Source organism: Pseudomonas sp. SGAir0191 (assembly GCF_002812565.2).
GTDB classification, from domain to species: domain Bacteria; phylum Pseudomonadota; class Gammaproteobacteria; order Pseudomonadales; family Pseudomonadaceae; genus Aquipseudomonas; species Aquipseudomonas parafulva_B.
Genome location: NZ_CP025035.2, coordinates 310974 through 335655, shown reverse-complemented (window position 1 = coordinate 335655; position 24682 = coordinate 310974). Strand labels below are relative to the sequence as shown.

Sequence of the window (24682 nt, the reverse complement as noted above, 5' to 3'; positions counted from 1 at the left end):
TGAGCCTAGACGCTTCGACCGGCCGCAATCACCAGTGTTCGAGTATTTGCGCGGCAGCGTGCAACCGGTCATAAAATTGTTCATAAATTGAACAATTCCGGTATCATCGCGCGCCCTACACCGTGATCCACCTCATAAAACGATGAAAACGACCCTGATCGCCGCTGCCGAAGTCGACCGCCTGGAGACTTGGCAGCGCTATGCCAGCCACATGTGCGGCGGCTGCCACTCAACCTGCTGCACCTTGCCGGTGGAGGTCAAGATCAAGGACCTGATCCGCATCGGCGTGGTGGATGAATTCGAAAAAGACGAGCCGCCCAAGAACGTGGCCAAGCGCTTGCAGAAAGAAGGCATCATCGAACGCTTCAACCAGAAGTCAGGCATCTTCACCCTGACGCGCATGAGCAACGACGATTGCATGTATCTGGATCGTAAGAGCCGGCTGTGCACCATTTATGACAAGCGCCCCGACACCTGCCGCAACCATCCGAAGGTCGGGCCACGGCCGGGGTATTGTGCTTACAAGCCGAAGGTGGTTGGGCGGTAATCCGTTGCATACGCCGACCTCTCACCGTAAGCCTGCCCCCACAGGTTTCCACTGCTGACTGTGGATTCGGCCTGGGCGTTTTGATCGACCAGCGCGAGCCTCAGCTTTTCGCTGTCGTGATTGACAACCAGGGAGGTAGCAGCTCCGCCGCCGACGTGATGTAACCCATGATAATTTCCAGCGTTGCGGCCATCTTTTGTTACGCCTCAATCAGGATATTTTCACTGCCATGACACCAGTCTTAGTCGTGAAGTCCGCGAATAGCTATTGAAACCTGAAGCACCTTCAAAACGTCGAATAGAGGGAAATGGCCACTCATGCCTCGGCATGTTATCCACGGGTTGACTTGAAACTGGACAAACAAAATGCCCCCGGTCTTTCGAACGGGGGCGTTTTCATTACACCTGCAGGAGGAGCGAAAATGGCCCAGAATCCAAGTCAACTCTGAAGGCCCATCCCGCGCTGATGACGTGCAAGCATGACGACCGCAGCTACGGCAGTTCCTATTGATGCCAAGCAACCCAAAATTACCGTGGATCGAATCGATTCGTTATTCCAAAGCACGACCTGTTGACCAAGCCGATCGTCGTAGAGTATTCGTCCGTCCAATGTGGCAAGTTCACGCACCCTGCTGCCTTCATCCACACGCTCTACCGTGAGAACAACTTTTGTGTTGATACGAAGCCTCGACGCCTCATACAGCTCCCGATAGGTATAGATAGGTTTACCCTCACGCTTCCCATCCAGTTTGTACGCTACGCCAAAATGCACCAGCGAACGATTATGCTCCCAGCTGTCCGGATAACCGGACACCCTTCCCTCTATGACCATCAATCTAGACGCATCTGGAGCTGTATAAACCATCAATTGACTGAAATAAAGCGCAACACCCGCCAGCATCGTAACCACAACAACCGTGAGCAATTGGGCGCACTTTAATGGAGAGGACGACTTGAGCAGTTTAACGAAACCGGAAAAAGAATGCACACGCTCCTCCCATTACGCTTAACAAACAGACTATTGAAGCACTTCAATGGTATCTATCAACTCCACCTAGTCCTCCCCCAGGCGGAACAATTTCTATAGGACCTATATCAACACTCCACCCAGGGTACTCCGGCAATGGAAATATGATAGGCCCACCCCCACCATCCGGCTCAAAATACCCACCCCCGCCACCCGCAGATATTTGATAGAGATGCAAATGATCACTTCCAGCCACTACGCTCTGCGTGTCCGAATTCCAATGGGCTACCGCAACTCGACCCGCATAGATTGCGCTGACTTGGACGAGGGATGCAAGGGCAAAATCCGGAGCCACCCAATAATCAGGATAGATGGCATTCGTGTTTGCAACGAAATGCTTTTGCAGGACAGGGGCGATTAAAGAGTGATACAAATTTTTTGCCGCATCGGAATTCAGAATCCCCAACGCATTAGCTCCAACGCCTACAGCAGTAAAAATGGCTGCGGGAGTGCCAGCTCCAGCGAGCAGGCTTACGCTACCGACAATCCCCGCAACATTCCCAACAAGGCTCAGGACGTCACCTTTGTCAAAATTCTTGTCAGTTTTGTAATGAGCAGTAATTTTTAGAAATACTGTAGTCGCCGCAAGCGTATTAGCCTTGATATTGAGAAAGGGCGTAAAACCCGCAGTCAGTTTCACAATTGATGTTACACCTGCGACCGCAGCGCCAGCCTGGGCACTCTGGTTCACGAGAGCAAACCCTGACTTGTCGCTATTGTACTGATCCGTCAGGGAAGTAGATGCTGCACCCACTGCCACCGGTTTCTCAACGTAGCCCAAGATAATTTCTAGTGTTTTGGCCATCTTTCGCTACTCCCTTATGAGGGTCTTGAAGGCGATGCTCATACGTAGCCGGTTACAACTCACACCAGGTGCCCGAGCGGCATGCGGCACTTCCCCATTGAAAACGACAACCCGCCTCGGCTTGGGCTGTATCGACAGGACGATACTTTCTTTGTCAGCGTCGTAGAACACCAACTCCCCGCCCCAGCAAGTGGCCCAGTACTCACTGCAGAACAGCATTACGGTTTTCCCTGGTGCCTCGACTGTATTGTCACGATGAATAGGACCATCCTGACTGCTGGTTTGACCATTGGCGTACACACCTAATAGTGTCGCCGAGGGCATGTGCGCAGCTTTGATACGCGCCCAGATATCCGCCAGGAAACCCCAGTCTGTTCGCTCTCGTAATTCTTGTTCACAATCTTCCAACTCGTTCCTGCGAGTACCAGCAATAAAACTATGCCAACATGGCCGATCAAGGGGAGCATAAGGATAGGGCCAGCCATAACGCCACGTTGCGCCAGTGAGGAGCTTGAGTATTTTCGTGTGCTCTTCGTCCGCTATGCCATTATCAATCACACAGATATCTTTGCAAACATTCAATGCCGCCATGATTTCAATCTCCTGATCTCAAATTAGCGATTGGAGACTGTAAGCTAAAACACCTCTAGACTTTCGCACACATGGAAGCAGGTACTCAGCGGCTGCCTTTACCTTACCCTAGCTCAGATAGAGTATTTGGTTCTAATAACGATTTATGTATTCCACTGCATAAAACTAATTTTTCGGTCTGACACCTACCTAAACGCCTACCGTTGTCGTAAGTATTTTCTGAGCATAAAGATAAAAGAACAGCGCACGCGAGACATCAAAGGCAACACCTATTTTTGCATTGACTCAGAATTGGACATAAAAAAACGCCCCCGGCCTTTCGATCGGGGGCGTTTTCATTCAGCCTGAGCTACTCAGTTCTTGGCTTTCTTGGCCGCGCGGGTACGCTCGCCTTCGTCCAGGATCTTCTTGCGCAGACGGATCGACTTAGGCGTGACTTCGCACAGCTCGTCGTCCTGGATGAATTCCAGGGCCTGTTCCAGGGTGTGACGCACTGGCGGTACCAGGGCGATGACTTCGTCCTTGCCCGAAGCACGCATGTTGTCGAGCTTCTTGCCTTTGGTCGGGTTCACGCCCAGGTCGTTGTCGCGGCTGTTCAGGCCGATGATCTGACCACCGTAGATTTCCTGACCGTGCTCGACGAACAGCTTGCCGCGCGCCTGCAGGGTTTCCAGGGAATAGGTCAGCGCCTTGCCAGTCTCGACCGACACCAGCACGCCGTTCAGACGGCCGGACATCTGGCCCGACTTCATGGTGTCGTAGCGATCGAAGATCGAGGTCAGGATGCCTGCACCGTTGGTCAGGGTCAGGAACTGGTTACGGAAACCGATCAGGCCACGGGCAGGGATGTTGTACTCAAGGCGCACACGGCCCTTGCCATCCGGAACCATGTTGGTCAGGTCGCCCTTACGCAGGCCCATCTCTTCCATGACCTTGCCCTGGGATTCTTCAGGGATGTCGATGGTGACGTTTTCGAACGGCTCTTGCTTGACGCCGTCGACTTCACGAATGATCACTTCCGGACGGCCCACAGCCATCTCGAAGCCTTCGCGACGCATGGTTTCGATCAGTACCGACAGGTGCAGCTCGCCACGGCCCGATACCTTGAACTTGTCAGGGGAATCGGTTTCCTGAACGCGCAGGGCCACGTTGTACAGCAGTTCCTTGTCCAGACGGTCCTTGATGTTCCGGCTGGTGACGAACTTGCCTTCCTTGCCGCAGAACGGCGAATCGTTGACCTGGAAGGTCATGGATACGGTTGGCTCGTCAACGGTCAGTGGCTTCATCGCCTCGACCGCGGTTGGGTCGCACAGGGTGTCGGAGATGAACAGCTCGTCGAAACCGCTGATGCAGACGATGTCGCCAGCCTGGGCCTCTTCGACGTCGACGCGGTGCAGACCGTGGTGGCCCATCAGCTTGAGGATACGACCGTTACGCTTCTTGCCATTGGCGTCGATGGCGACAACCGGGGTGTTCGGCTTGACGCGACCACGGGCGATGCGGCCAACGCCGATCACGCCGAGGAAGCTGTTGTAGTCCAGTGCCGAGATTTGCATCTGGAACGGGCCGTCACGGTCAACCGAAGGCGCAGGTACGTTGTCGATGATCGACTGGTACAGCGGGGTCATGTCTTCGGCCATGTCGGTGTGGTCCAGGCCGGCGATGCCGTTCAGGGCCGAGGCGTAGACGACTTTGAAGTCCAGCTGCTCATCGGTGGCGCCCAGGTTGTCGAACAGATCGAAGATCTGGTCCAGAACCCAGTCAGGACGCGCGCCCGGACGGTCGACCTTGTTGATGACCACGATTGGCTTGAGGCCAGCTTCGAACGCCTTCTTGGTCACGAAGCGGGTCTGTGGCATCGGGCCGTCTTGAGCATCGACCAGCAGCAGCACGGAGTCGACCATCGACATCACACGCTCAACCTCGCCACCGAAGTCGGCGTGGCCGGGGGTGTCGACGATGTTGATATGGTAGCCGTTCCAGTTGATGGCGGTGTTCTTCGCCAGAATGGTAATGCCGCGCTCTTTTTCCTGGTCGTTGGAGTCCATCACGCGCTCGTCGTTGAGCTCGTTACGCTCGAGCGTGCCCGACTGGCGCAGGAGTTTGTCGACCAGGGTGGTTTTACCATGGTCAACGTGGGCGATGATGGCGATGTTACGCAGATTTTCGATCACAACTGTATCTCGATCAGAGGATTCGGTTGCCGCCAGTGTAGGCGGCGAATAAGTACGTTTGAGGCTCAGCGGGCCCGCAGGTCGGGAGGGCGATGGCGGATGCTGCCGCCATACAGCCCTGGCGTCTTATGCCGGACGATAAACACGCACATTGGCATGTCCCTCACTGAGCAGGTGGTGTGCGTGTAGACGGCTCATCACACCTTTGTCGCAATACAGCAAGTACTGGCGCGTGGGGTCCAGGTGCTTGAACTTGCTGTTGATGGCATAGAACGGAAGCGCCTGGACTTCGATACCGTCGATCGCCAGAGGCTCGTCCTCCTGGGCGTCGGGGTGGCGGATATCGATGACGATCTGGCCCGGCAATGCCTCGGCCACTTCTTCGATCTCGATGTCCTTGCCCAGCTCATCGATCACATGGTCGATGGAGATGAACTTGGCGCGCTCGATGGCGCGCTCGAGCACCTGCATCTCGAACTGCTTTTCTTCGTGCTCCATGCGGTGACGCTTGGCATGGGTGGTCGGGTTCACCGAAATCACGCCGCAGTACTCGGGCATGTGCTTGGCGAAATCGGCGGTCCCGATGGCGTTGGCCTGGTCGATGATGTCCTGCTTGTGGGTCGCCAGCAGAGGGCGCAGCACCAGCTTGTCGGTGGCCGAGTCGATGATCGACAGGTTCGGCAGGGTCTGGCTGGACACCTGGGATATGGCTTCGCCGGTCACCAGCGCATCGATCTCGAGGCGCTCGGCCATGCGCGTCGCGGCGCGCAGCATCATGCGCTTGAGGGTGACGCCCATGTAGCTGTTGTCGACCTTGTTGAGGATCTCGCCGACCACTTCCTCGAAGGGCACGCTGATGAACAGTACGCGCTGGCTGCTGCCGTACTTCTTCCAAAGGAAGTGTGCCACTTCCATCACGCCCAGTTCGTGGGCACGTCCGCCGAGGTTGAAGAAGCAAAAGTGCGTCATCAGGCCGCGGCGCATCATCTGGTAGGCGGCCACGGTAGAGTCGAAGCCGCCGGACATCAGGACCAGGGTCTGTTCCAGGGCGCCCAGCGGGTAGCCGCCGATCCCCTGGTGCTGGTTGTGGATCACGAACAGGCGCTGGTTGCGAATTTCGATGCGTACCAGCACATCCGGGTTCTTCAACGTGATACCGGCCGCACCGCACTGCTGACGCAACTGGCTGCCAACGTAGCGATCAACGTCCATCGACGTGAAGTCGTGGTGCCCGCCGCGCTTGCAACGCACCGCAAAGTGCTTGCCGGCCAGCAGGTGACCGAAGTGCTGCTTGCACTTGGCAACGATGTCGTCGAAGTCACCCAGGGGGTACTCCTCGACCTGCTGGAAGTGAGTGATACCCGGTGTACAGGTCAGGCGCTCGACGATCTCGCGCTGAACCTTCTCGTCCTTGATGCGGGTGACCACCTCGAGGTTGTCCCAGACACCATCGACCACGAGCTCAGGATCCAGATCCTTGAGCACGTTGCGGATGTTCTTGGCGAGCTGACGGATGAAGCGCTTGCGCACCGGCCGGCTCTTGATGGTGATCTCTGGGAAGACTTTGACGATAAGTTTCATTGGTTTACAGCGCGCGCAGGGCCTGCCGAAAATGAGGGGCGCGAATTATATCGGAAATTGCTCAGGATTTGACCAACTTTTGAGCAGAAGCTTGCAGAAAAAAGCAGGAGACCAGATTCAGACACCGCGCTTCGGGGCTTGAGGAGGTATCAGCTTGCTAGAGGTAGACGGCGCATTGCATCCAGTCGAACCCATACGTCGAACACGGCCCAGTTCACAGCTATCCGAGCCAATGCACCCAATTGGTGCAAAGCTCAAAAAAATCGCATCGTAAGGGTGCATATTTCCTTCTACAGCCCCAGCCAGATGCCCACAAACGCCCCCTTCTGTCCAGACCTCGCCATTTTCGGGCACTGGCATGCAATTTGCTCCCTTGTGAGGCAGGTAAGCTTGGCCGACTATCCGCGCCCGGCAACACCCTTTTTCCAGGGCGGCGGCCAACCGTGCCCTAGACCATCCGGAGGACAACATGTCGAAGTCGGTTCAGCTCATCAAAGATCATGACGTCAAGTGGATTGATCTGCGTTTCACGGACACCAAAGGTACTCAGCACCACGTGACCATGCCGGCGCGTGATGCGTTGGACGAAGACTTCTTCGAAGTCGGCAAGATGTTCGACGGCTCCTCCATCGCTGGCTGGAAAGGCATCGAAGCCTCCGACATGATCCTGATGCCGGTGGACGAAACTGCCGTTCTGGACCCGTTCACCGAAGAGCCGACGCTGATCATCACCTGTGACATCGTCGACCCGTCGAGCATGCAGGGCTATGACCGTGACCCACGTGCGATCGCCAAGCGCGCAGAGGAATACCTCAAGAGCACTGGCATCGGTGACACCGTGTTCGCCGGCCCAGAGCCTGAATTCTTCATCTTCGACGAAGTGAAGTTCCAGTCGGACATCTCCGGCTCGATGTTCAAGATCTTCTCCGAGCAAGGCTCGTGGATGACCGGTGCCGATATCGAAGGCGGCAACAAAGGCCACCGTCCAGGCGTCAAAGGTGGCTACTTCCCCGTGCCACCCTTCGACCACGACCACGAAATCCGTACTGCCATGTGCAACGCACTGGAAGAAATGGGCCAACTGGTCGAAGTGCACCACCACGAAGTGGCCACTGCCGGCCAGAACGAAATCGGCGTCAAGTTCAACACCCTGGTGAAGAAGGCCGACGAAGTCCAGGCTCTGAAGTACGTCGTGCACAACGTTGCCGACGCCTACGGCCGCACCGCGACCTTCATGCCAAAGCCGCTGTACGGTGACAACGGCTCGGGCATGCACGTGCACATGTCGATCTGGAAAGACGGCAAGAACACCTTCGCAGGTGAAGGCTATGCCGGTCTGTCCGACACCGCCCTGTACTTCATCGGCGGCATCATCAAGCACGGTAAGGCCTTGAACGGCTTCACCAACCCGTCGACCAACTCGTACAAGCGTCTGGTCCCAGGTTTCGAAGCACCGGTAATGCTGGCCTACTCGGCGCGCAACCGTTCGGCTTCGATCCGTATCCCTTATGTCGGCAGCCCGAAAGCCCGCCGTATCGAGGCGCGCTTCCCGGACCCATCGGCCAACCCGTACCTGGCCTTCGCGGCCTTGCTGATGGCTGGCCTGGACGGCATCCAGAACAAGATCCACCCAGGCGATGCAGCCGACAAGAACCTGTATGACCTGCCGCCTGAAGAAGCCAAGGACATCCCGCAGGTGTGCGGCAGCTTGAAAGAAGCGCTGGAAGAGCTGGACAAAGGTCGCGCGTTCCTGACCAAGGGCGGCGTCTTCTCCGACGACTTCATCGACGCGTTCATCGAGCTCAAGAGCGAAGAAGAAATCAAGGTCCGCACCTTCGTTCACCCGCTGGAATACGAGCTGTACTACAGCTGCTGATCTGATCGGCGCCTGGCGCCGATGACTCGATCGAAACGGCCTCCCTTGGGAGGCCGTTTGCGTTTTGGACTTCAAGCATTTCGGAAGTTGCCTACCTCGATCCGTTGCCCTTGCCTCTCAAAATCAAGCCTCCATCCTAAGGAGGCACCCCATGCGCAATCGACTGCTTTGCCTGCTCACCGCGTTCAGCTTGAGCGGCTGCACCGCCGCTTCACCGCGGCACCCTGCGCTTGAGCCGTTGCTAGATACCATTGAGCAGCGCCTGGCCATTGCACAGGCCGTTGCCCTGCACAAATGGGACAAAGAGCAACCCGTGCAAGCCACCGACCGCGAGCAAGCAGTGCTGGCGCGCGTGCAGGTGGCCGCGCCCGGGCTGGGCCTGGCCCCGCACGATGCCGAAGCCTTTTTTGCCGACCAGATAGAAGCCAACAAGCTTGTGCAGTACACCCTGCTTCACCAATGGCGCCTCGCAGGGCGGGCGCCGGACAACCTTAGGGCGGACCTGCAGACTGTCATTCGCCCGAAGCTGGACAGGCTAGAAGGTCAGTTGCTTGAACAGCTCGCGGCATTCAGGCGTCAGGACGGTCAGGCCTGCGCACGAAGCGTGGCCACCGCTATTGCGAGCCGGCCAAGTGCACCGCTGATGAAGCAGGGCATGATCAGGGCAACGGGCCAGCTTTGCGATCCGTCTTAAACATCCTATGCTCCAAAATGGTGCAGCAATTCCATGGCCGCCCCGCGATTCAAGCCATAATGAGGCACCTGAAACGTTAATGCAGTGTCTTCTGGTGCGAATCTGGGCGAAAACTCACAGGATCCTGCCGAATCTGCCTCTTTTCGGCGCCTTGGTTTGTTTCTTGCATTTCCAGACCAACAGCCACCACTGGATGTGTCGCGCATCGCGCGCCTCCTTTGCCAGCAAGCACCGAAAGAGGTCGACGCCGCACCATGACCATCAGCGATGCACAACACCGTCTGCTTCTGGACAACCTGACCACGGCCACGCTGCTACTCAATGCCGAGCTGCGGCTGGAGTACATGAACCCGGCCGCCGAAATGCTGCTAGCCGTCAGTGGCCAGCGCAGTCACGGGCAGTTCATCAGCGAACTGTTCACCGAGTCCACCGAAGCGTTGAGTTCGCTGCGCCAGGCCGTGGAGCAGGCGCACCCCTTCACCAAGCGTGAAGCCCAGTTGACCTCGCTGACGGGGCAGACCATCACGGTGGACTATGCCGTCACACCAATCCTGCACCTGGGCCAGACCTTGCTCTTGCTGGAGGTCCACCCGCGCGATCGCCTGCTGCGCATTACCAAGGAAGAAGCCCAGCTGAGCAAGCAGGAGACCACCAAGATGCTGGTGCGCGGCCTGGCCCATGAGATCAAGAACCCGCTGGGCGGTATTCGCGGTGCAGCACAATTGCTGGCGCGTCAGTTGCCCGAAGAGAGCTTGCGCGATTACACCAACGTGATCATCGAGGAAGCTGACCGCCTGCGAAACCTGGTCGATCGCATGCTGGGCTCGAACAAGCTGCCGTCGCTGGCCATGACCAATATCCACGAGGTGCTGGAACGGGTATGCAGCTTGGTGGAGGCCGAAAGCCAGGGCTGCATCACCCTGGTGCGCGACTATGACCCCAGCCTTCCGGACGTGCTGATCGACCGCGAACAGATGATCCAGGCGGTGCTCAACATCGTGCGCAACGCCATGCAGGCCATCAGCTCGCAAAATGAGCTGCGCCTGGGCCGCATCACCTTGCGCAGCCGGGCACTGCGCCAGTTCACCATCGGTCACGTACGCCATCGCCTGGTGGCACGCGTCGAGATCATCGATAACGGTCCCGGCATCCCTGCCGAGCTGCAGGACACCCTCTTCTACCCCATGGTCAGTGGTCGCCCGGACGGTACCGGCCTGGGCCTGGCCATTACCCAAAACATCATCAGCCAGCACCAGGGGCTGATCGAGTGTGAAAGCCACGCAGGCCACACCGCCTTCTCAATCTATCTGCCCCTGGAACAAGGAGCCACCGCCTCATGAGCCGAAGTGAAACCGTATGGATCGTCGACGATGATCGCTCCATTCGCTGGGTCCTTGAAAAAGCCCTGCAACAGGAAGGGATGACCACCCAGAGCTTCGACAGCGCCGAGGGCGTCATGGGCCGCCTGGCCCGTCAGCAGCCAGACGTGATCATTTCCGACATCCGCATGCCTGGCTCCAGTGGCCTGGAGCTGTTGGCGCAGATACGCGACCAGCACCCTCGCCTGCCGGTCATCATCATGACCGCACACTCGGACCTGGACAGTGCCGTGGCGTCGTATCAAGGCGGCGCTTTCGAGTATTTGCCCAAACCTTTCGATGTGGATGAAGCGGTTGCCCTGGTCAAGCGTGCCAACCAGCACGCCCAGGAGCAGCAAGGGTTGGAAGTGCCGCAAAACCTGGCGCGCACCCCCGAAATCATCGGTGAAGCACCGGCAATGCAGGAGGTGTTCCGTGCCATCGGGCGCCTGAGCCATTCCAACATCACCGTACTGATCAATGGCGAGTCCGGTACGGGCAAGGAGCTGGTCGCCCACGCACTGCACCGGCACAGCCCGCGGGCAGCCGCACCTTTCATCGCCTTGAACATGGCGGCGATCCCCAAGGACCTGATGGAGTCGGAGCTGTTTGGCCATGAAAAAGGCGCTTTCACTGGCGCGGCCAACCTGCGTCGAGGACGCTTCGAGCAAGCGGACGGCGGCACACTGTTTCTCGATGAAATCGGCGACATGCCGGCCGATACCCAGACGCGCCTGCTGCGCGTGCTGGCCGACGGCGAGTTCTATCGCGTCGGCGGCCACATTCCGGTCAAGGTCGATGTGCGCATCATTGCAGCGACCCACCAGAACCTGGAGGCGCTGGTGCAGGCCGGCAAGTTCCGCGAAGACCTGTTCCATCGCCTGAACGTCATTCGCATTCATATCCCTCGGTTGGCAGATCGCCGTGAAGACATTCCCGCCCTCGCTCGCCATTTCCTGGCCAGGGCGGCCCAGGAGCTGTCGGTAGAACCCAAGGTACTCAAGCCCGAGACCGAGGAATTCATCCGCAACCTGCCATGGCCGGGCAACGTGCGACAGATGGAAAACACCTGCCGCTGGATCACGGTAATGGCTTCGAGCCGTGAGGTACTGATCGGCGATTTGCCACCTGAGTTATTGAACCTGCCGCAGGATGCCGCGCCGGTTACCAACTGGGAGCAAGCGCTGCGCCAGTGGGCGGACCAGGCACTGGCGCGCGGGCAGACCAGCCTGCTCGACAGCGCCGTACCGAGTTTCGAACGCATCATGATCGAGACGGCCCTCAAGCACACCGCAGGGCGGCGCCGAGATGCGGCATTGTTGCTGGGATGGGGTCGCAACACCTTGACGCGCAAGATCAAGGAACTGGGCATGAACGTAGCCGGTGGTGATGAGGAAGAGGGTGAAGACCACTAGGCGTCGACTGCTGCAGAACACCAGAGAAGGGCCGCTTAGCGGCCCTTTTCAGTTTGAGCGTTAGGTGCACCGTTGCTGTGCCGCACGCACCGCCTGAAGGCACAAATGGCCGCGCATACTGGCCGTTTTCCCCTTTTACCCCGCATTAACAGGGTTCAAAAGTTGGCACGGCACCTGCAATAAGACAAATAACTCCAGTTTCGGGGGCCCTGGTACAGGCAGGCCAGGTGACCCCTCTTTTATTCGCTCACGTACACGTTTCGGGGACCTTGGTACAGGCAGGCCGGGAATCCCCTCTTTTATTCGTGCAGGTCCACCTGCACACGCCAGCGTCCAGATACTTCTTCACTGGACCAGTGGCCCTGCAGCGTACGCGCAGCCACCACCGTCAACAGCAGGCCCTCCTGACTGTCCTGCACTCGCCAGCTGACCGGCTTGCCACGCACGGTCAGCTGCCCTCGCTGAGGGCGGCCCTTGGCCTGAAACAGCAACGCCACGGTGCCTTCCACAATCTCGCCATGCAGCTTGGGTTCTGCGTTGAACCACAACACCAACCCGTCTTGCGCCACGCTCACCTGCTGCAACTCACGCTCGACGGGCGCGGTCAGACGGCCAATCATCAAGCCGATCATCACGCCCACAATCGCCAATGAAAGCATCACCCGAGGGAAGGCTTTCGATCGCACGTCCGGTTCAGGGGTAGAATGCTCGCCATCTTCATGCTTGGAGCCGTGCATGTTTCACGTCATCCTTTTTCAACCCGAAATTCCACCCAATACGGGCAACATCATTCGCCTGTGCGCCAACAGCGGGTGCGCGCTGCACTTGATCGAGCCCATCAGCTTCGAACTGGACGACAAGCGCTTGCGCCGCGCAGGCCTCGATTACCACGAGTATGCCACGCTCAAGCGCCACCCGAGCCTGGCGCACTGCCTCGAAAGCCTGGGCCAGCCACGGCTCTTCGCCTTTACGACCAAAGGTTCGCACCCTTTCCATGAAGTGGCCTACCAGCCAGGCGATGCGTTTCTGTTCGGCCCCGAAAGCCGCGGCCTGCCGACCGAAGTGCTGGACAGCCTGCCTGCCGAACAACGGCTGCGTCTGCCCATGCGCCCCGGCTGCCGGAGCCTGAACCTGTCCAACACAGTGGCGGTGACGGTCTATGAAGCCTGGCGTCAGAACGGGTTTGCCGGCAGCTGACAAAGCGCCACGCAGCAGCGCAATAGCCCACGGGGGCCTGCTAGGGGCTTTATGCCAGGCAAACAAAAAGCGCCACTAAGGGCGCTTTTCGTGGTGCGGGCGATCACTGCACGGTGGGTGCTTCGCCGGCTTCCTGCATGCGCTGCATTTCTTGCGCATACAGCGCATCGAAGTTGACCGGCGACAGCATCAGGGCCGGGAACGAGCCACGGGTCACCAGGCTGTCCAGGGTTTCGCGGGCATACGGGAACAGGATGTTCGGGCAGAACGCACCCAAGGTGTGGCTCATCGACTCGGCATCCAGGTTCTTGATCAGGAAGATACCCGCCTGCTGCACTTCGGCGATGAAGGCGACCTCGTCACCGTTCTTGACCGTCACCGACAGGGTCAGCACCACTTCGTGGAAGTCGCCTTCCAGGGCCTTTTGCTTGGTGTTCAGGTCAAGCCCAACGCTCGGCTCCCAGGTCTGACGGAAGATCTGCGGGCTTTTCGGGGCTTCGAACGACAAGTCACGCACGTAGATGCGCTGCATCGAGAACTGAGGGCTGTTGTCTTCTGCAGCAGCGCCGGTGGTCTGTTGGTCAGTCATGGCAGATCCTTATCCTAATGTTTGGGAATGCAGTGCAAAAATCAGTCGGCAAGCAGTGCGTCGAGCTTACCGGCGCGCTCCAGGGCATGCAGTTCATCGCAGCCACCGACGTGGGTGCTGCCGATCCAGATTTGCGGCACGGAGGTGCGACCGGCCTTCTGGGTCATTTCAGCGCGAACCTGCGGCTTGCCATCGACCTTGATTTCCTCGAATGCCACACCCTTGCTTTCGAGCAGGTACTTGGCACGCATGCAGTAGGGGCAGTAGTCGCTGGAATAGACGATGACAGGTTTCATATCACTTCACCAAAGGCAGGTTGTCGGCTTTCCAGCTGGAAACGCCACCGCTGAGCTTGGCAGCGTTGTAACCAGCCTTGAGCAGGTCGCGGCACACGGTGCCGGCATGCTGACCCATCGCGTCCACCACGATCAGGGTCTTGTCCTTGTGCTTTTCAAGCTCGGTCATGCGGGTGGCCAGCTTGTCCTGGGGGATGCTGAGCGCACCGACGATGTGACCGGCAGCATATTCCTTGGCCGGGCGAATATCGATTACCAGGCCTTTGTCGGCGTTGACCAGGGCGGTGAGTTGCCCATTGCTCAGGCTCTGCCCGCCACGGCGGATTTCGTTGACCAGCAATGCCGCCAGCAGAACGACGAAGATCGCCACCAGGAGGTAGTGGTTTGTCGCGAATTGAATCAGGTTAGCAACCATCTGGGGTGTTCCACGCGATTGAAAATGCCGGCCAGTATACACACCAGCCCGGTGCCACCAAAGCCTGACAGGGCCGCGAAGCAAGTGCCGCTACACAATGCCGTGAGGGTGCGCCGGTCGGGCTTGAGGACGATTATTCGCCCACACCGGCGCATTTGCCCTAAAATGCGTGTCTTTATCATCTTTGAACAACCGTGAGTTTGATTGATGACGAGCACGCCCAAACCCCTGGTCCTGATCATCCTGGACGGCTTCGGTTACAGCGAAAGCCCTGAGTACAACGCCATCCACGCCGCCAACACGCCGGTGTACGACCGCTTGCAGGCTACCCAGCCGCACGGCCTGATTTCCGGTTCGGGCATGGATGTCGGCCTGCCGGATGGCCAGATGGGCAACTCCGAGGTCGGCCACATGAACCTGGGCGCCGGGCGCGTCGTTTACCAGGACTTCACCCGCGTCACCAAGGCCATCCGTGACGGCGAGTTCTTCACCAACCCGGTGCTCACCGGTGCGGTCGATGCGGCGGCGGGCGCTGGCAAGGCCGTGCACATTCTCGGCCTGCTGTCCGACGGTGGCGTTCACAGCCACCAGGACCACCTCGTTGCCATGGCTGAGCTGGCTGCGCAGCGTGGGGCCGAAAAAATCTACCTGCACGCCTTCCTCGATGGCCGCGACACCCCGCCGCGCAGCGCCCAGTCCTCCATCGAACTGCTCGATGCCACGTTCGCCCGGTTGGGCAAAGGCCGCATCGCTAGTCTCATCGGCCGCTACTTCGCCATGGACCGCGACAACCGCTGGGACCGGGTGAGCGCCGCTTACAACCTGATCGTAGACAGTGACGCGCAATACACCGCCGACACTGCCCTGGCCGGTCTCGAAGCAGCCTACGCCCGCGATGAGAGTGATGAGTTCGTCAAGGCCACGCGCATCGGCGAGCCCGTCAAGGTCGAAGACGGCGATGCGGTGATTTTCATGAACTTCCGCGCCGACCGCGCCCGCGAGCTGTCGCGCGTGTTCGTCGAGCCGGACTTCAACGAATTCCCGCGCGCGCGTCTGCCGAAAGTGGCGGCGTTCATCGGCCTGACCCAGTATTCGGCCAAGATCCCGGCGCCGGCCGCCTTCGCGCCGGCCAGCCTGCACAACGTGCTGGGCGAATACCTGGCGAACAATGGCAAGACTCAGCTGCGCATCGCCGAAACCGAAAAGTACGCGCATGTCACCTTCTTCTTCTCGGGCGGGCGCGAAGAACCATTCGAAGGCGAAGAGCGCATCCTCATTCCATCGCCCAAGGTCGCTACTTATGACCTGCAGCCGGAAATGAGCGCGCCCGAAGTCACCGACCGTATCGTCGAAGCCATCGAGCAGCAGCGTCATGACGTGATCGTGGTGAACTACGCGAACGGCGACATGGTTGGCCATACCGGTGTGTTCGATGCCGCAGTCAAGGCCGTCGAGGCCCTGGATGGCTGCATGGGCCGCATCGTCGCGGCGCTGGACAAGGTCGGTGGCGAAGCACTGATCACGGCCGACCATGGCAACGTCGAGCAAATGGAAGACGAATCCACCGGCCAGGCGCACACCGCGCACACCACCGAGCCGGTGCCGTTCATCTATGTAGGCAAGCGCAACCTCAAGGTCCGCGAAGGCGGAGTGCTGGCAGACGTGGCACCGACCATGCTCAAGCTGCTGGGGCTGGAGAAGCCTGCCGAGATGACAGGCACGTCCATCCTGATCGACGCCTGACAGTCATGCCACACGCCACAAGAAGCACGGGCCAGTTCGCGGCCCTTTCCTGTGGCGTGTAGCGTGCAGCCTGCCGCTCATTCATACTAGGCCAGTCTCCATCCCCGGTATGCCAAACCCATGCTTCGCGCCCTGATCCTTCTCGCCTTGTCTTGCCTGCTCGCCCCGGCGTTCGCCGACGAGCGCGCACAGACCCAGCAGCAACTGGACGCCACCCGCCAGGACATCGCCGAGCTCAAGAAAACCTTGGGCAAGCTCCAGGAAGAAAAGGCCGGCGTGCAGAAAGACCTGAAGGCCACCGAAACCGACATCGGCAACCTGGAGAAGCAGGTGGAGGCCCTGCAGCAGCAACTAAAAAAGACCGAGGGCGAGCTGGAGCGCCTTGATACCGAGAAAAAAAAACTCCAGAGCGCCCGCGTTGAACAACAGCGGCTGATTGCCATCCAGGCCCGTTCGGCCTATCAGAACGGCCGTGAGGAATACCTCAAGCTGCTGCTCAACCAGCAGAACCCGGAAAAATTCGCGCGAACACTCACCTACTACGACTACCTGAGCAAGGCGCGCCTGGAGCAACTGCGCGCCTTCAATGACACCCTGCGCCAACTGGCCGGTGTCGAACGTGACATCGGCAACCAGCAAGCGCAATTGCTGGCCCAGCGCGCCGACCTCGATACCCGCCGCCAGGCGCTGGAAGTCGAACGAGGCAAGCGCCGCGAGGTGCTGGCAAAGCTCAACGGCGATGTGAAGGACCGCGACCAGAAGCTGCGCGCCCGCGAGCAGGACCAAGCCGATCTTTCCAAGGTACTCAAGACCATCGAGGAAACCCTGGCCCGCCAGGCGCGTGAAGCCGAGCAGGCACGCCAACGCGCACTGCTGGCCCAGCAGGAGGCGGAAAAACGCCGCCAGCAAGAGGCACTCGCCGCCGCAGCCCGTGACAAGGCGCCCGAGCCAGTCGAGCCACCTCGCAAGGCCCGCGCGACCCTCGGCCCCATGGTTTCGAGCGACGGTGCCAGTTATGGCGGCGCATTTTCTGCGTCCCGCGGAAAACTTCCATGGCCCGTCAATGGTCGATTGCTGGCACGCTTCGGGGATGCCCGTGGCGGTGATTCACGCGCCAAGTGGGACGGGGTGATGATCAGTGCCAACCCCGGTACCCAGGTGCGGGCTGTCCATGGCGGCCGTGTGGTGTTCGCCGACTGGTTGCGTGGCGCCGGCCTTCTGGTCATTCTCGACCACGGCAATGGTTACCTGAGCCTGTATGGCCACAACCAGAGCCTGCTCAAGAGCGCCGGAGACGTCGTCAAGGCGGGCGAAGCTATTTCGACAGTCGGCGATAGCGGTGGCCAGGAGGCTGCCGGTCTGTATTTCGCCATCCGCCAGCAGGGCCGGCCTTCCGACCCCTCCCAGTGGTGCCGCGGCTAGTCAAACTTATGTGGCGCAGCGTGTGCTGTGCCCATGCTCCGAAGGGAGCGTTTACAGGATCAGGAGTTCGTTCGACATGCTGCACTCGCCCCGTCTTACCCAGCTGGCCCTGTCCATCGCCCTGGCGGTCGGCGCACCCCTGGCCATTGCCGCAGAGCCTGCCAAGGCGGCTGCCGTGCCCGTCACCGAGGTCACTGCCAAGGCGCCGCTGCCGCTTGAAGAGCTGCGCACCTTCGCCGAGGTCATGGACCGTATCAAGGCGGCTTACGTCGAGCCTGTCGATGACAAGACGCTGCTGGAAAACGCTATCAAAGGCATGCTCAGCAACCTCGACCCTCACTCGGCCTACCTGGGCCCTGAAGACTTCCAGGAGCTTCAGGAAAGTACCAGCGGTGAGTTTGGCGGCCTGGGCATCGAAGTCGGCCAGGAAGACGGTTTCATCAAGGTGGTCTCGCCCATCGATGACACCCCAGCGTCCAAGGCCGGCGTGCAGGCGGGCGACTTGATCGTGAAGATCAACGGCGCACCGACACGCGGCCAGACCATGACCGAGGCCGTGGACAAGATGCGCGGCAAGGTGGGCGACAAGATCACCCTGACGTTGGTGCGCGATGGGGGTACGCCGTTCGATGTGACCCTTGCTCGTGCAGTCATTCAGGTTAAAAGCGTCAAGAGCCAACTGCTCGAGAACGACTACGGCTATATCCGCATCACCCAGTTCCAGGTCAAGACCGGCGACGAAGTGGGCAAGGCCTTGGCCAAGCTGCGCAAGGACAACGGCAAGAAGCTGCGTGGCGTTATCCTGGACCTGCGCAACAACCCGGGGGGCGTGTTGCAGTCGGCGGTAGAAGTGGCTGACCACTTCCTGACCAAGGGCCTGATCGTGTACACCAAAGGGCGGATCGCCAATTCCGAGTTGCGCTTCTCGGCTGACCCTGCCGATGCCAGCGAAGGTGTGCCACTGGTGGTGCTGATCAACGGCGGCAGCGCCTCGGCCTCGGAAATCGTCGCGGGCGCGTTGCAGGACCAGAAGCGTGGCGTGCTGATGGGCACCGACAGTTTTGGCAAGGGCTCGGTCCAGACCGTGCTGCCCCTGGCCAACGACCGTGCCCTGAAGCTGACCACTGCCCTGTACTTCACCCCCAACGGTCGCTCCATCCAGGCCCAGGGTATCGTGCCGGACATCGAGGTCCGCCAGGCCAAGCTTACGGCCGAAGCGGACAACGACAACTTCAAGGAAGCCGACCTGCAGGGGCACCTGGGTAATGGCAATGGGGGCGCCGACCGTCCCACCGGCAGCAGCAAACGCAAGGAGCGGCCGCAGGACAACGACTTCCAGCTGAGCCAGGCCCTGAGCCTGCTCAAGGGCCTGAACATCACCAAAGGCAGCTGAGCCAACCATGCGTTATTTGCTGTATCTGCTGATCGGGCTGATGGCGGGCGTGGCGCACGCGGCGCCCACCAGCCAGGCCTACATGAGCATCATCATCGATGACCTCGGCCAAAGCCCCGAACGCGACAGTCGAACCCTGGCGCTGCCGGGGCCGGTGACCATGGCCATCATGCCTGACACCCCGCATGCCACCGATTTCGCCCGCCAGGCGCACAAGGCGGGTAAAACCGTCATCCTGCACATGCCCATGGACCCGGCCACCGGGCCCTATGCCTGGCACCCCGGCGTGCCGCAAGACGAGCTTGCCAGGCGTCTTGATGCGGCCCTGGCCAAGGTGCCTTATGCCGCTGGCGTGAACAACCACATGGGCAGCCGCATGACGGCACAACGCGACGCCATGACCTGGTTGATGGGTGAGCTACAGCGCCGCGACCTGTTCTTCGTCGACAGCCGCACCAGCGCTGCGACCGTGGCCGCGGCACAAGCCCAGGCACAGGGCACGGCGAACGTGTCCAGGGATGTGTTTCTGGATGACGAGCGCACGCCTGAGGCAATTACACGCCAACTGCACCAAGGCATCGCCTTGGCGCGCAAACAGGGCTCGGCAGTGCTGATTGGCCACCCGTATCCACAGACCCTCGAAGTGCTGGAGCGCGAGCTGCCAAACCTCACTCGACAGGGTGTGAAGCTGATCAACCTGCAGCAGATGATTGCCGAACGAAGCAACCTGGCCATGCCCGCCCACGGCAAGCAAGGCCGTTACAGCAATCGTTGAGCGGGCATCGCGCAGGGTGCCCGCGAACCGGGTCGCCTGCGTGCCTTCATGCCAGTGCAGGCACGTCGTTGACGTCTAGACTCTGCCGCCTGGCAGCGAGCGGAGCACAGGCCACAGCAGCATCGTTACCCGAATGGAATGATGCCCTCCACATCGCCTCTACGTAGCTGGCCACGGTAGATGGAGAGCACTTGCTGTTTCTTTGCGGCCCGTAATACAGCCTGATGCCCAAGCCTACGTTGCTCCCATAATTTCAGGTGCCCTCGGGAAAACTCTAGATCAGTCGTGTCCACGGCGGGGTAATGAAAATGGGCCTCCCAAAGAGGCTTGCCTGATACCCGTTTGATCTCGTAGGTATCTAGATAGTCATTTGTCCCCAGCGGCACCCTGCGATCGGCTAGGCTAATGGTAATTTCACCCAGTTCGTGAAGGAATTTGAGCGCATTCAAGGTAGGGGTCTTGCAGGTCAAATAATATGTCTTGAGCAGCTCCTGACGATGGTCTTCAAGCTCGGTGATTGCGTGCTCGACGCGTCCTCTTAACGCATTTTCGGCATCAGTTCGGGGCAACAGTGACAGGTTGGTTTTGAGGTTTTTGACGTGCTCGTCGACAATCGTAGCCAATCCCAGGGGCTCATTCTTGGCGAAGAATTTTCTTGCCATCGCAACCGTGGTATCAACGCCGTCGATCAGCTTCTGCGCCTGTCGACGCAGTTCGCTTACCTTGATAGCAGGGCCCGGCGACGGTTCGGCGGTGCCTGACGTTTCGACCTCTTGCCACTGGCTATCCTGCCGGCGAAAGGTTCGCAACACCTTCGCATGACTGTCCACTTGTTGCAGGACGGGCAGGCCTGCGTCGTCGACGCTCTCGACACCCACTACGTTCCGTCCCTGCTTGGTCCTGACCATTCGACGCACACCGCCGCGCGGCGCATAAGCGGGCGCGCGCGGGGCAAAGGCTTTGGTCTGCTCGACCTCACGAACATTGGCCTGCATTTCCTCACTGGCCAACAGCTTCAACCGGCGCAGCACTTCCAGATACTGCTGGAGCTTATCGAGTCGGATAGCTTCAGGTTTGGCGCCGGCCAGATATTGCGCCCTGCCAATGGCCTCCTCGTACGCATCGATCACGTCATTGAGCACAGCGACTCGTTCTTCGACAGGCAGGCTACTGCCAGCCAATTCACCATGTGCACTGCCCGCGCTCTTGAGTGCCTGTCCAACCAGCATTTCGTTGTATATGTTGATCTGCTCTTCGGATTCGCTTCGGAGACGATCAAGTGACAATTCGCCAAGGTCTTCAAGCAATCGAAACTCGAGGTCGATGGCGTTCAATTGGCGCTGTTGAATAATTCTGGTCAGTTCAAGATGCTTGTTTTCGATCTTGCCGTCAGCATCCTGGAACACAATGTCATTGTCGGCTCGAGTGCTTTCAAGTAGAGGATCAAGCTTGGTGGCCAAGGCCAGCATGTCTTTGATCCACTGCGTCACGCGTTCGAGCGAGGCAGTCAATCGCTTGTAGCGTTGCTGCTCCTCCTCAGTGGTAGGCAGGACTGCGATTTCATCAAGCTGTGCGTCTATGGACTCTTCATTGATCATGACCGCCAGCAAGTTGTAATACGTCTCGCAGGACGCCAACAAGCCACGTCGGATGATACTGCGTTGATAAGCTATCGTGGTCGAGACGAGCTGACTGGAAGGTCTTACCGATCCGCTCGACATGAGCAGAGCGTCGTGCTCGCTGTCATGTTTGATGAGCGCGTCCAGGTCTTTGCACACATACTGGCGCTGCCCCCTCCTGACTTGACGCAGTAGACTAATCATTTCCAGTTGCTGTCTATCGGGCGTTTCGACTCGCTCAAGTTCCTCAAGTTTTTCGGTGGTCTTATCCACTTCAGAAGCATGTCGGTCATAGGCCGCGGCCAATGCTTCGCGCGCATACGTCAAGCGCGCATCCTCTTCACGCATGCTCTCTTCGCGGCGCATGTTCTCTTCGCGCACGAGCTGAAGACGGCTCTTGGGCATGCCACCTAGCAAGCGTTGGCCCGAGTCGATACGCCATGCCCCGCCCACACGCTTCAACCATGGGCCAGGCTTGCCCTGCGCATCAATGATGCGCACGCCTTCGGCATCGACCGATACAGCAAAGGTGCCCATCAGCATCTTTGCGTAGCGTTGCCCATCGACCGTGTAAAGACCTGCGGCCTCCCCGGTGGAAGCGGGCGAGTGCTGTTCCAGATCGATCTGCACGCGCAAACCCAAGACCTTGCTGCGCATTTCGGCCGGTAGGGCATTGAACCCTTCCCCACCAGAGAAGGAAAAATCCATGATCGCCTGCGGCTTGGTGACCGGCCCAGGAAGGTAGACTTTGCCTTGCGTGGGCACATCGGCATCGGCCAGCACTGGGAGTGTCGACCCCGGCGCCAACCTTGCAGGGCGTATGGCATCGGGTAGCTCTACCGGCTTGGCGGCAGTTTTTGGTCCGAACACATGCCCCAGCGCCATTACCAGGTTAAGCACGATATCCACAATGGCAGCCGAGCGCTCGAACGCCGTACCTTCACGGATGGCTTTTTCGTCGGCTGCCGCGGCATTGAGCGTCTGGACCATCCAGGCTATGGCGCCGACGGGCCCACTTACCACCATAGAAGCGACATCGAACAGCAACCAGGCACCTTGAGTGAGAATCGCCCACTGACTTTCTGCGTTGGCGACCGAGCTGCGCTCGGCCAGATCGACCAGCAAATCGCGGTTGGCTTTGTACAACTGAAGATCGACATCATCTAGCCAGGGTTTGCCCCAGAACTGAGCAGGCGCAACACGCTCGGGCAAGATCGAGGTATCGATGATCGAATGCCCCAGATGAGGCTCGCTGAACCCGCCGTGGTCGTAGACCGGGCGCACTTCAGGCGTTAGCCAGTCAAGGATGCTGGTCTGCAGCTCAGCATCGTCGCGCACCTCAGCCATCAACGCGTCCGTACTGGTGAATTCCAGCACCGCCTTCCCGCCGTAGAGGGGCCTGTACAGCACAACGGTTCCTGGGGTTTGATTGACCAGGACATACATGCCATGCACCCGATCGTATTGCTCACTGTCCGGCGTACGTCGCAATGCAAATTGCATCAGTGTGCTGGCCGGTTGTGCTGCGTCCAGCCTACCGCCGCAATAATCGGAAATAGCCTGCAGACCGATTTCGCTCAACTGTCGCGTCAATCTTGCCAGCAAGGCGCTATTGAGGAATGCGCTTCGCCATTCTCCTGCGAAGCGTTTGACCCGCTCAGGTTGGCGCTGCGCGTCGTCCAGATGGGTGACTACATACGCTGGGTAAGTTGCACCGATATCTACTCGCCAGACAAGCTGCTTGAGGTAATCAACGGTCAACCAATCCATGATCAGCTGATCTTCACGGTGGCTGATGGCGGTGATGGTCGCTTGCCCGAGCGAACTCAGGTTACCAATTGCGAACTCCGTCAACGTGATAGTGCACTTTTCCACAACGCCGTCGCCGGCGCCCGTGCCTGCCCCGCCAGGAACCCCATAGGCAGTGCTCAACTCAAGAAGCACATCATCGGGAAAGTAATTGGCATCATCCGGATGGTCCTGCAACAGCTGCTTTCGCAATTGCTGACTGGTGTAGCTGTGAAGGTCGAGAATCCCGGACAGTGCACCTGCCCCGTCCGAGTCGGCTTGGGCCAGGGCAATTTCGAAAAAGGCGCTCTGGCAAGCGAAGCTATCGGCTGCTGCCACCCGAAATACACCTACCGGCGCTTTATTGAAATCCGACGGGTCGACATATCCCTCGATGAACCATTGCGCAGGATCGCTCAATGCAAGGTAGCCGTTTTCCAACTCCGTGGCGTCGGTCAATGGCGCCTTGTACAGGTCATTCACTTGCCCCAGCATGAGTTCCTGCATCATGGCCGTTTGCTGCGCAAAGGGGTCCCCTTCGAGCTCGTGCCGATGCCAGACCATCCCTTGCTCGTCCACAAAACCGGGATATTCCTGCTGCAGGGCCTGCGCAAACTCATCCAGCGTGTCGAACGCCCAGACCACGCCGGACGGTTTGCACCACAGCACTGCCTCACCTTCATCCCACTGCCCTTGCACGATAAGATCGGGCAGGAATCGGCTAACGGTGCCGTTTTGATAGGGGCGTGCCATTTCAACCATGAACACCGTCGGCCGCTCACTGGGGCTGCCCAAGAGTCCACGCAGACATGCCTGCTGCCGAGCGCTCAAGCCCTGACGTGACAGGTTGTGCAGCAGCGCCGTCTTCATGACCAATTGCAGCCAGCGGTCACGGCTGACCCCCATACTGCCGACAGCACGCCAGTACTCGACCTGCGCTGCGTTGAAGTAGTCATCCAGTAAAAGCAGCAGGTCTTCGAAGGCAGGTTGCAGAGCCAATAGATCGATTTGATCGCCCTCGGCAGTCTCGAGCGGATCGGGGATGGCGAAGAAATGTTTGCCGTTGAGCAGCAGATACTGATTGACGTTGGCCACCGGGGCGAAGTCCAGCACCCGGTTGTGCAGCTTGGCCTTGAGTATCTCGTCTACCAGCGGAAGGATCGTTGAGCTTTGCCCATCGGGGTTCGCCCTGACCAGGCTCAGCTGGTTGGCATCCTTGAGCGTGGGGCGATGAACGGCGATAAGAGGGTAGTGCTCGATCAGCAGGCCCATGATCTGTCGGCTGGCTACCTGTCGTAAGGTAGGCCGACCAGAAAACTGCGCGTTGACCTGGGCTTTGAAGTCGTATGAAGCGGCTCTAGCGGTGGGCATGGTGGGC

At 59.2% G+C, this 24682-nt stretch carries 20 protein-coding genes; 10 read left to right on the top strand and 10 right to left on the bottom strand.

Annotation, left to right across the window (positions count from 1 at the left end):
* The first annotated feature begins 142 nt into the window (after nucleotides 1–142).
* Nucleotides 143–547 carry a YkgJ family cysteine cluster protein gene (locus CWR53_RS01460; RefSeq protein ID WP_016712459.1) on the top strand — a complete coding sequence of 135 codons (405 nt, stop codon included), beginning with the start codon at nucleotides 143–145 and terminating at the stop codon, nucleotides 545–547.
* A 438-nt stretch (nucleotides 548–985) separates the two neighbouring features.
* On the opposite strand, the gene CWR53_RS01455 is transcribed toward CWR53_RS01460, so the two are convergent.
* The 5 genes from CWR53_RS01455 to thiI all read right to left on the bottom strand — a co-directional run bounded on the left by CWR53_RS01455 (nucleotide 986) and on the right by thiI (nucleotide 6724).
* Nucleotides 986–1534: a hypothetical protein gene (locus tag CWR53_RS01455; RefSeq protein ID WP_058604261.1), complete on the bottom strand. Its 549-nt coding sequence runs from the start codon at nucleotides 1532–1534 to the stop codon at nucleotides 986–988.
* Between the two features lie 43 nt (nucleotides 1535–1577).
* Entirely contained in the window at nucleotides 1578–2378 is an 801-nt protein-coding gene (locus CWR53_RS01450) for a hypothetical protein (protein WP_100850632.1), read from the bottom strand.
* Between the two features lie 6 nt (nucleotides 2379–2384).
* The gene (locus tag CWR53_RS01445; protein ID WP_100850631.1) at nucleotides 2385–2969 is read right to left on the bottom strand and encodes a 2OG-Fe(II) oxygenase; all 585 of its coding nucleotides are present in this window, start codon (nucleotides 2967–2969) and stop codon (nucleotides 2385–2387) included.
* Nucleotides 2970–3322: 353 nt separating this feature from the next.
* Entirely contained in the window at nucleotides 3323–5143 is a 1821-nt protein-coding gene (gene typA, locus CWR53_RS01440) for a translational GTPase TypA (protein WP_100850630.1), read from the bottom strand.
* Nucleotides 5144–5269: 126 nt separating this feature from the next.
* Nucleotides 5270–6724, bottom strand: a complete 1455-nt coding sequence (gene thiI, locus CWR53_RS01435) for a tRNA uracil 4-sulfurtransferase ThiI (RefSeq protein WP_100850629.1) — start codon at nucleotides 6722–6724, stop codon at nucleotides 5270–5272.
* A gap of 469 nt (nucleotides 6725–7193) precedes the next feature.
* On the opposite strand from thiI, the gene glnA reads away from it, so the two are divergent.
* The 4 genes from glnA (at nucleotide 7194) to ntrC (ending at nucleotide 12067) form a co-directional block, all read left to right on the top strand.
* Nucleotides 7194–8600, top strand: coding sequence for a type I glutamate--ammonia ligase (glnA, locus tag CWR53_RS01430; RefSeq protein WP_023532915.1), 1407 nt, complete (start codon nucleotides 7194–7196; stop codon nucleotides 8598–8600).
* 151 nt (nucleotides 8601–8751) lie between these two features.
* The gene (locus tag CWR53_RS01425) at nucleotides 8752–9294 is read left to right on the top strand and encodes a chorismate mutase (protein WP_058604258.1); all 543 of its coding nucleotides are present in this window, start codon (nucleotides 8752–8754) and stop codon (nucleotides 9292–9294) included.
* A gap of 254 nt (nucleotides 9295–9548) precedes the next feature.
* Nucleotides 9549–10634, top strand: a complete 1086-nt coding sequence (gene glnL / locus CWR53_RS01420) for a nitrogen regulation protein NR(II) (protein WP_058604257.1) — start codon at nucleotides 9549–9551, stop codon at nucleotides 10632–10634.
* Nucleotides 10631–12067 (top strand): nitrogen regulation protein NR(I), encoded by a 1437-nt coding sequence (ntrC, locus tag CWR53_RS01415; protein WP_058604256.1) that lies wholly within the window; start codon nucleotides 10631–10633, stop codon nucleotides 12065–12067. Before glnL ends, ntrC begins: the two co-directional genes overlap by 4 nt.
* Nucleotides 12068–12366: 299 nt before the next feature.
* On the opposite strand, the gene CWR53_RS01410 is transcribed toward ntrC, so the two are convergent.
* Entirely contained in the window at nucleotides 12367–12804 is a 438-nt protein-coding gene (locus CWR53_RS01410) for a hypothetical protein (RefSeq protein WP_058604255.1), read from the bottom strand.
* Between CWR53_RS01410 and trmL the strand changes: the two genes are divergently transcribed.
* Entirely contained in the window at nucleotides 12803–13264 is a 462-nt protein-coding gene (gene trmL, locus CWR53_RS01405) for a tRNA (uridine(34)/cytosine(34)/5-carboxymethylaminomethyluridine(34)-2'-O)-methyltransferase TrmL (protein WP_058604254.1), read from the top strand. The two genes, CWR53_RS01410 and trmL, sit on opposite strands and share 2 nt — an antisense overlap.
* A gap of 103 nt (nucleotides 13265–13367) precedes the next feature.
* Here trmL and secB read toward each other — a convergent pair whose 3' ends face one another.
* Genes secB through CWR53_RS01390 form a run of 3 tightly spaced genes read right to left on the bottom strand, consistent with a single transcriptional unit; the run spans nucleotide 13368 to nucleotide 14564 of the window.
* Nucleotides 13368–13853, bottom strand: a complete 486-nt coding sequence (secB, locus tag CWR53_RS01400) for a protein-export chaperone SecB (RefSeq protein ID WP_023532907.1) — start codon at nucleotides 13851–13853, stop codon at nucleotides 13368–13370.
* A gap of 41 nt (nucleotides 13854–13894) precedes the next feature.
* Nucleotides 13895–14149 carry a glutaredoxin 3 gene (grxC, locus tag CWR53_RS01395; protein ID WP_023532936.1) on the bottom strand — a complete coding sequence of 85 codons (255 nt, stop codon included), beginning with the start codon at nucleotides 14147–14149 and terminating at the stop codon, nucleotides 13895–13897.
* Nucleotide 14150: 1 nt separating this feature from the next.
* Nucleotides 14151–14564 carry a rhodanese-like domain-containing protein gene (locus CWR53_RS01390; protein WP_023532978.1) on the bottom strand — a complete coding sequence of 138 codons (414 nt, stop codon included), beginning with the start codon at nucleotides 14562–14564 and terminating at the stop codon, nucleotides 14151–14153.
* A gap of 207 nt (nucleotides 14565–14771) precedes the next feature.
* On the opposite strand from CWR53_RS01390, the gene gpmI reads away from it, so the two are divergent.
* The 4 genes from gpmI (at nucleotide 14772) to CWR53_RS01370 (ending at nucleotide 19897) form a co-directional block, all read left to right on the top strand.
* On the top strand, nucleotides 14772–16307 hold the full coding sequence (gpmI, locus tag CWR53_RS01385; protein ID WP_058604253.1) for a 2,3-bisphosphoglycerate-independent phosphoglycerate mutase: 1536 nt from the start codon (nucleotides 14772–14774) through the stop codon (nucleotides 16305–16307).
* Nucleotides 16308–16427: 120 nt separating this feature from the next.
* Nucleotides 16428–17729: a murein hydrolase activator EnvC gene (locus CWR53_RS01380; protein WP_100850628.1), complete on the top strand. Its 1302-nt coding sequence runs from the start codon at nucleotides 16428–16430 to the stop codon at nucleotides 17727–17729.
* Between the two features lie 76 nt (nucleotides 17730–17805).
* Nucleotides 17806–19122 carry a S41 family peptidase gene (locus CWR53_RS01375; RefSeq protein WP_058604251.1) on the top strand — a complete coding sequence of 439 codons (1317 nt, stop codon included), beginning with the start codon at nucleotides 17806–17808 and terminating at the stop codon, nucleotides 19120–19122.
* Between the two features lie 7 nt (nucleotides 19123–19129).
* The gene (locus CWR53_RS01370) at nucleotides 19130–19897 is read left to right on the top strand and encodes a divergent polysaccharide deacetylase family protein (protein ID WP_100850627.1); all 768 of its coding nucleotides are present in this window, start codon (nucleotides 19130–19132) and stop codon (nucleotides 19895–19897) included.
* A gap of 125 nt (nucleotides 19898–20022) precedes the next feature.
* Here CWR53_RS01370 and CWR53_RS01365 read toward each other — a convergent pair whose 3' ends face one another.
* On the bottom strand, nucleotides 20023–24675 hold the full coding sequence (locus tag CWR53_RS01365) for a dermonecrotic toxin domain-containing protein (protein WP_100850626.1): 4653 nt from the start codon (nucleotides 24673–24675) through the stop codon (nucleotides 20023–20025).
* Nucleotides 24676–24682 lie beyond the last annotated feature (7 nt).

What these genes read in the sequence shown, in the direction of transcription:
- trmL (WP_058604254.1), top strand. Translation starts at nt 12,803, where the DNA reads ATGTTTCACGTCATCCTTTTTCAACCCGAAATTCCACCCAATACGGGC.
- CWR53_RS01425 (WP_058604258.1), top strand. Translation starts at nt 8,752, where the DNA reads ATGCGCAATCGACTGCTTTGCCTGCTCACCGCGTTCAGCTTGAGCGGC.
- CWR53_RS01375 (WP_058604251.1), top strand. Translation starts at nt 17,806, where the DNA reads ATGCTGCACTCGCCCCGTCTTACCCAGCTGGCCCTGTCCATCGCCCTG.
- grxC (WP_023532936.1), bottom strand. Translation starts at nt 14,149, where the DNA reads ATGAAACCTGTCATCGTCTATTCCAGCGACTACTGCCCCTACTGCATG.
- CWR53_RS01380 (WP_100850628.1), top strand. Translation starts at nt 16,428, where the DNA reads ATGCTTCGCGCCCTGATCCTTCTCGCCTTGTCTTGCCTGCTCGCCCCG.
- CWR53_RS01450 (WP_100850632.1), bottom strand. Translation starts at nt 2,378, where the DNA reads ATGGCCAAAACACTAGAAATTATCTTGGGCTACGTTGAGAAACCGGTG.
- CWR53_RS01460 (WP_016712459.1), top strand. Translation starts at nt 143, where the DNA reads ATGAAAACGACCCTGATCGCCGCTGCCGAAGTCGACCGCCTGGAGACT.
- CWR53_RS01445 (WP_100850631.1), bottom strand. Translation starts at nt 2,969, where the DNA reads ATGGCGGCATTGAATGTTTGCAAAGATATCTGTGTGATTGATAATGGC.
- thiI (WP_100850629.1), bottom strand. Translation starts at nt 6,724, where the DNA reads ATGAAACTTATCGTCAAAGTCTTCCCAGAGATCACCATCAAGAGCCGG.
- CWR53_RS01370 (WP_100850627.1), top strand. Translation starts at nt 19,130, where the DNA reads ATGCGTTATTTGCTGTATCTGCTGATCGGGCTGATGGCGGGCGTGGCG.
- CWR53_RS01390 (WP_023532978.1), bottom strand. Translation starts at nt 14,564, where the DNA reads ATGGTTGCTAACCTGATTCAATTCGCGACAAACCACTACCTCCTGGTG.
- glnL (WP_058604257.1), top strand. Translation starts at nt 9,549, where the DNA reads ATGACCATCAGCGATGCACAACACCGTCTGCTTCTGGACAACCTGACC.
- secB (WP_023532907.1), bottom strand. Translation starts at nt 13,853, where the DNA reads ATGACTGACCAACAGACCACCGGCGCTGCTGCAGAAGACAACAGCCCT.
- glnA (WP_023532915.1), top strand. Translation starts at nt 7,194, where the DNA reads ATGTCGAAGTCGGTTCAGCTCATCAAAGATCATGACGTCAAGTGGATT.
- ntrC (WP_058604256.1), top strand. Translation starts at nt 10,631, where the DNA reads ATGAGCCGAAGTGAAACCGTATGGATCGTCGACGATGATCGCTCCATT.
- CWR53_RS01410 (WP_058604255.1), bottom strand. Translation starts at nt 12,804, where the DNA reads ATGCACGGCTCCAAGCATGAAGATGGCGAGCATTCTACCCCTGAACCG.
- CWR53_RS01365 (WP_100850626.1), bottom strand. Translation starts at nt 24,675, where the DNA reads ATGCCCACCGCTAGAGCCGCTTCATACGACTTCAAAGCCCAGGTCAAC.
- gpmI (WP_058604253.1), top strand. Translation starts at nt 14,772, where the DNA reads ATGACGAGCACGCCCAAACCCCTGGTCCTGATCATCCTGGACGGCTTC.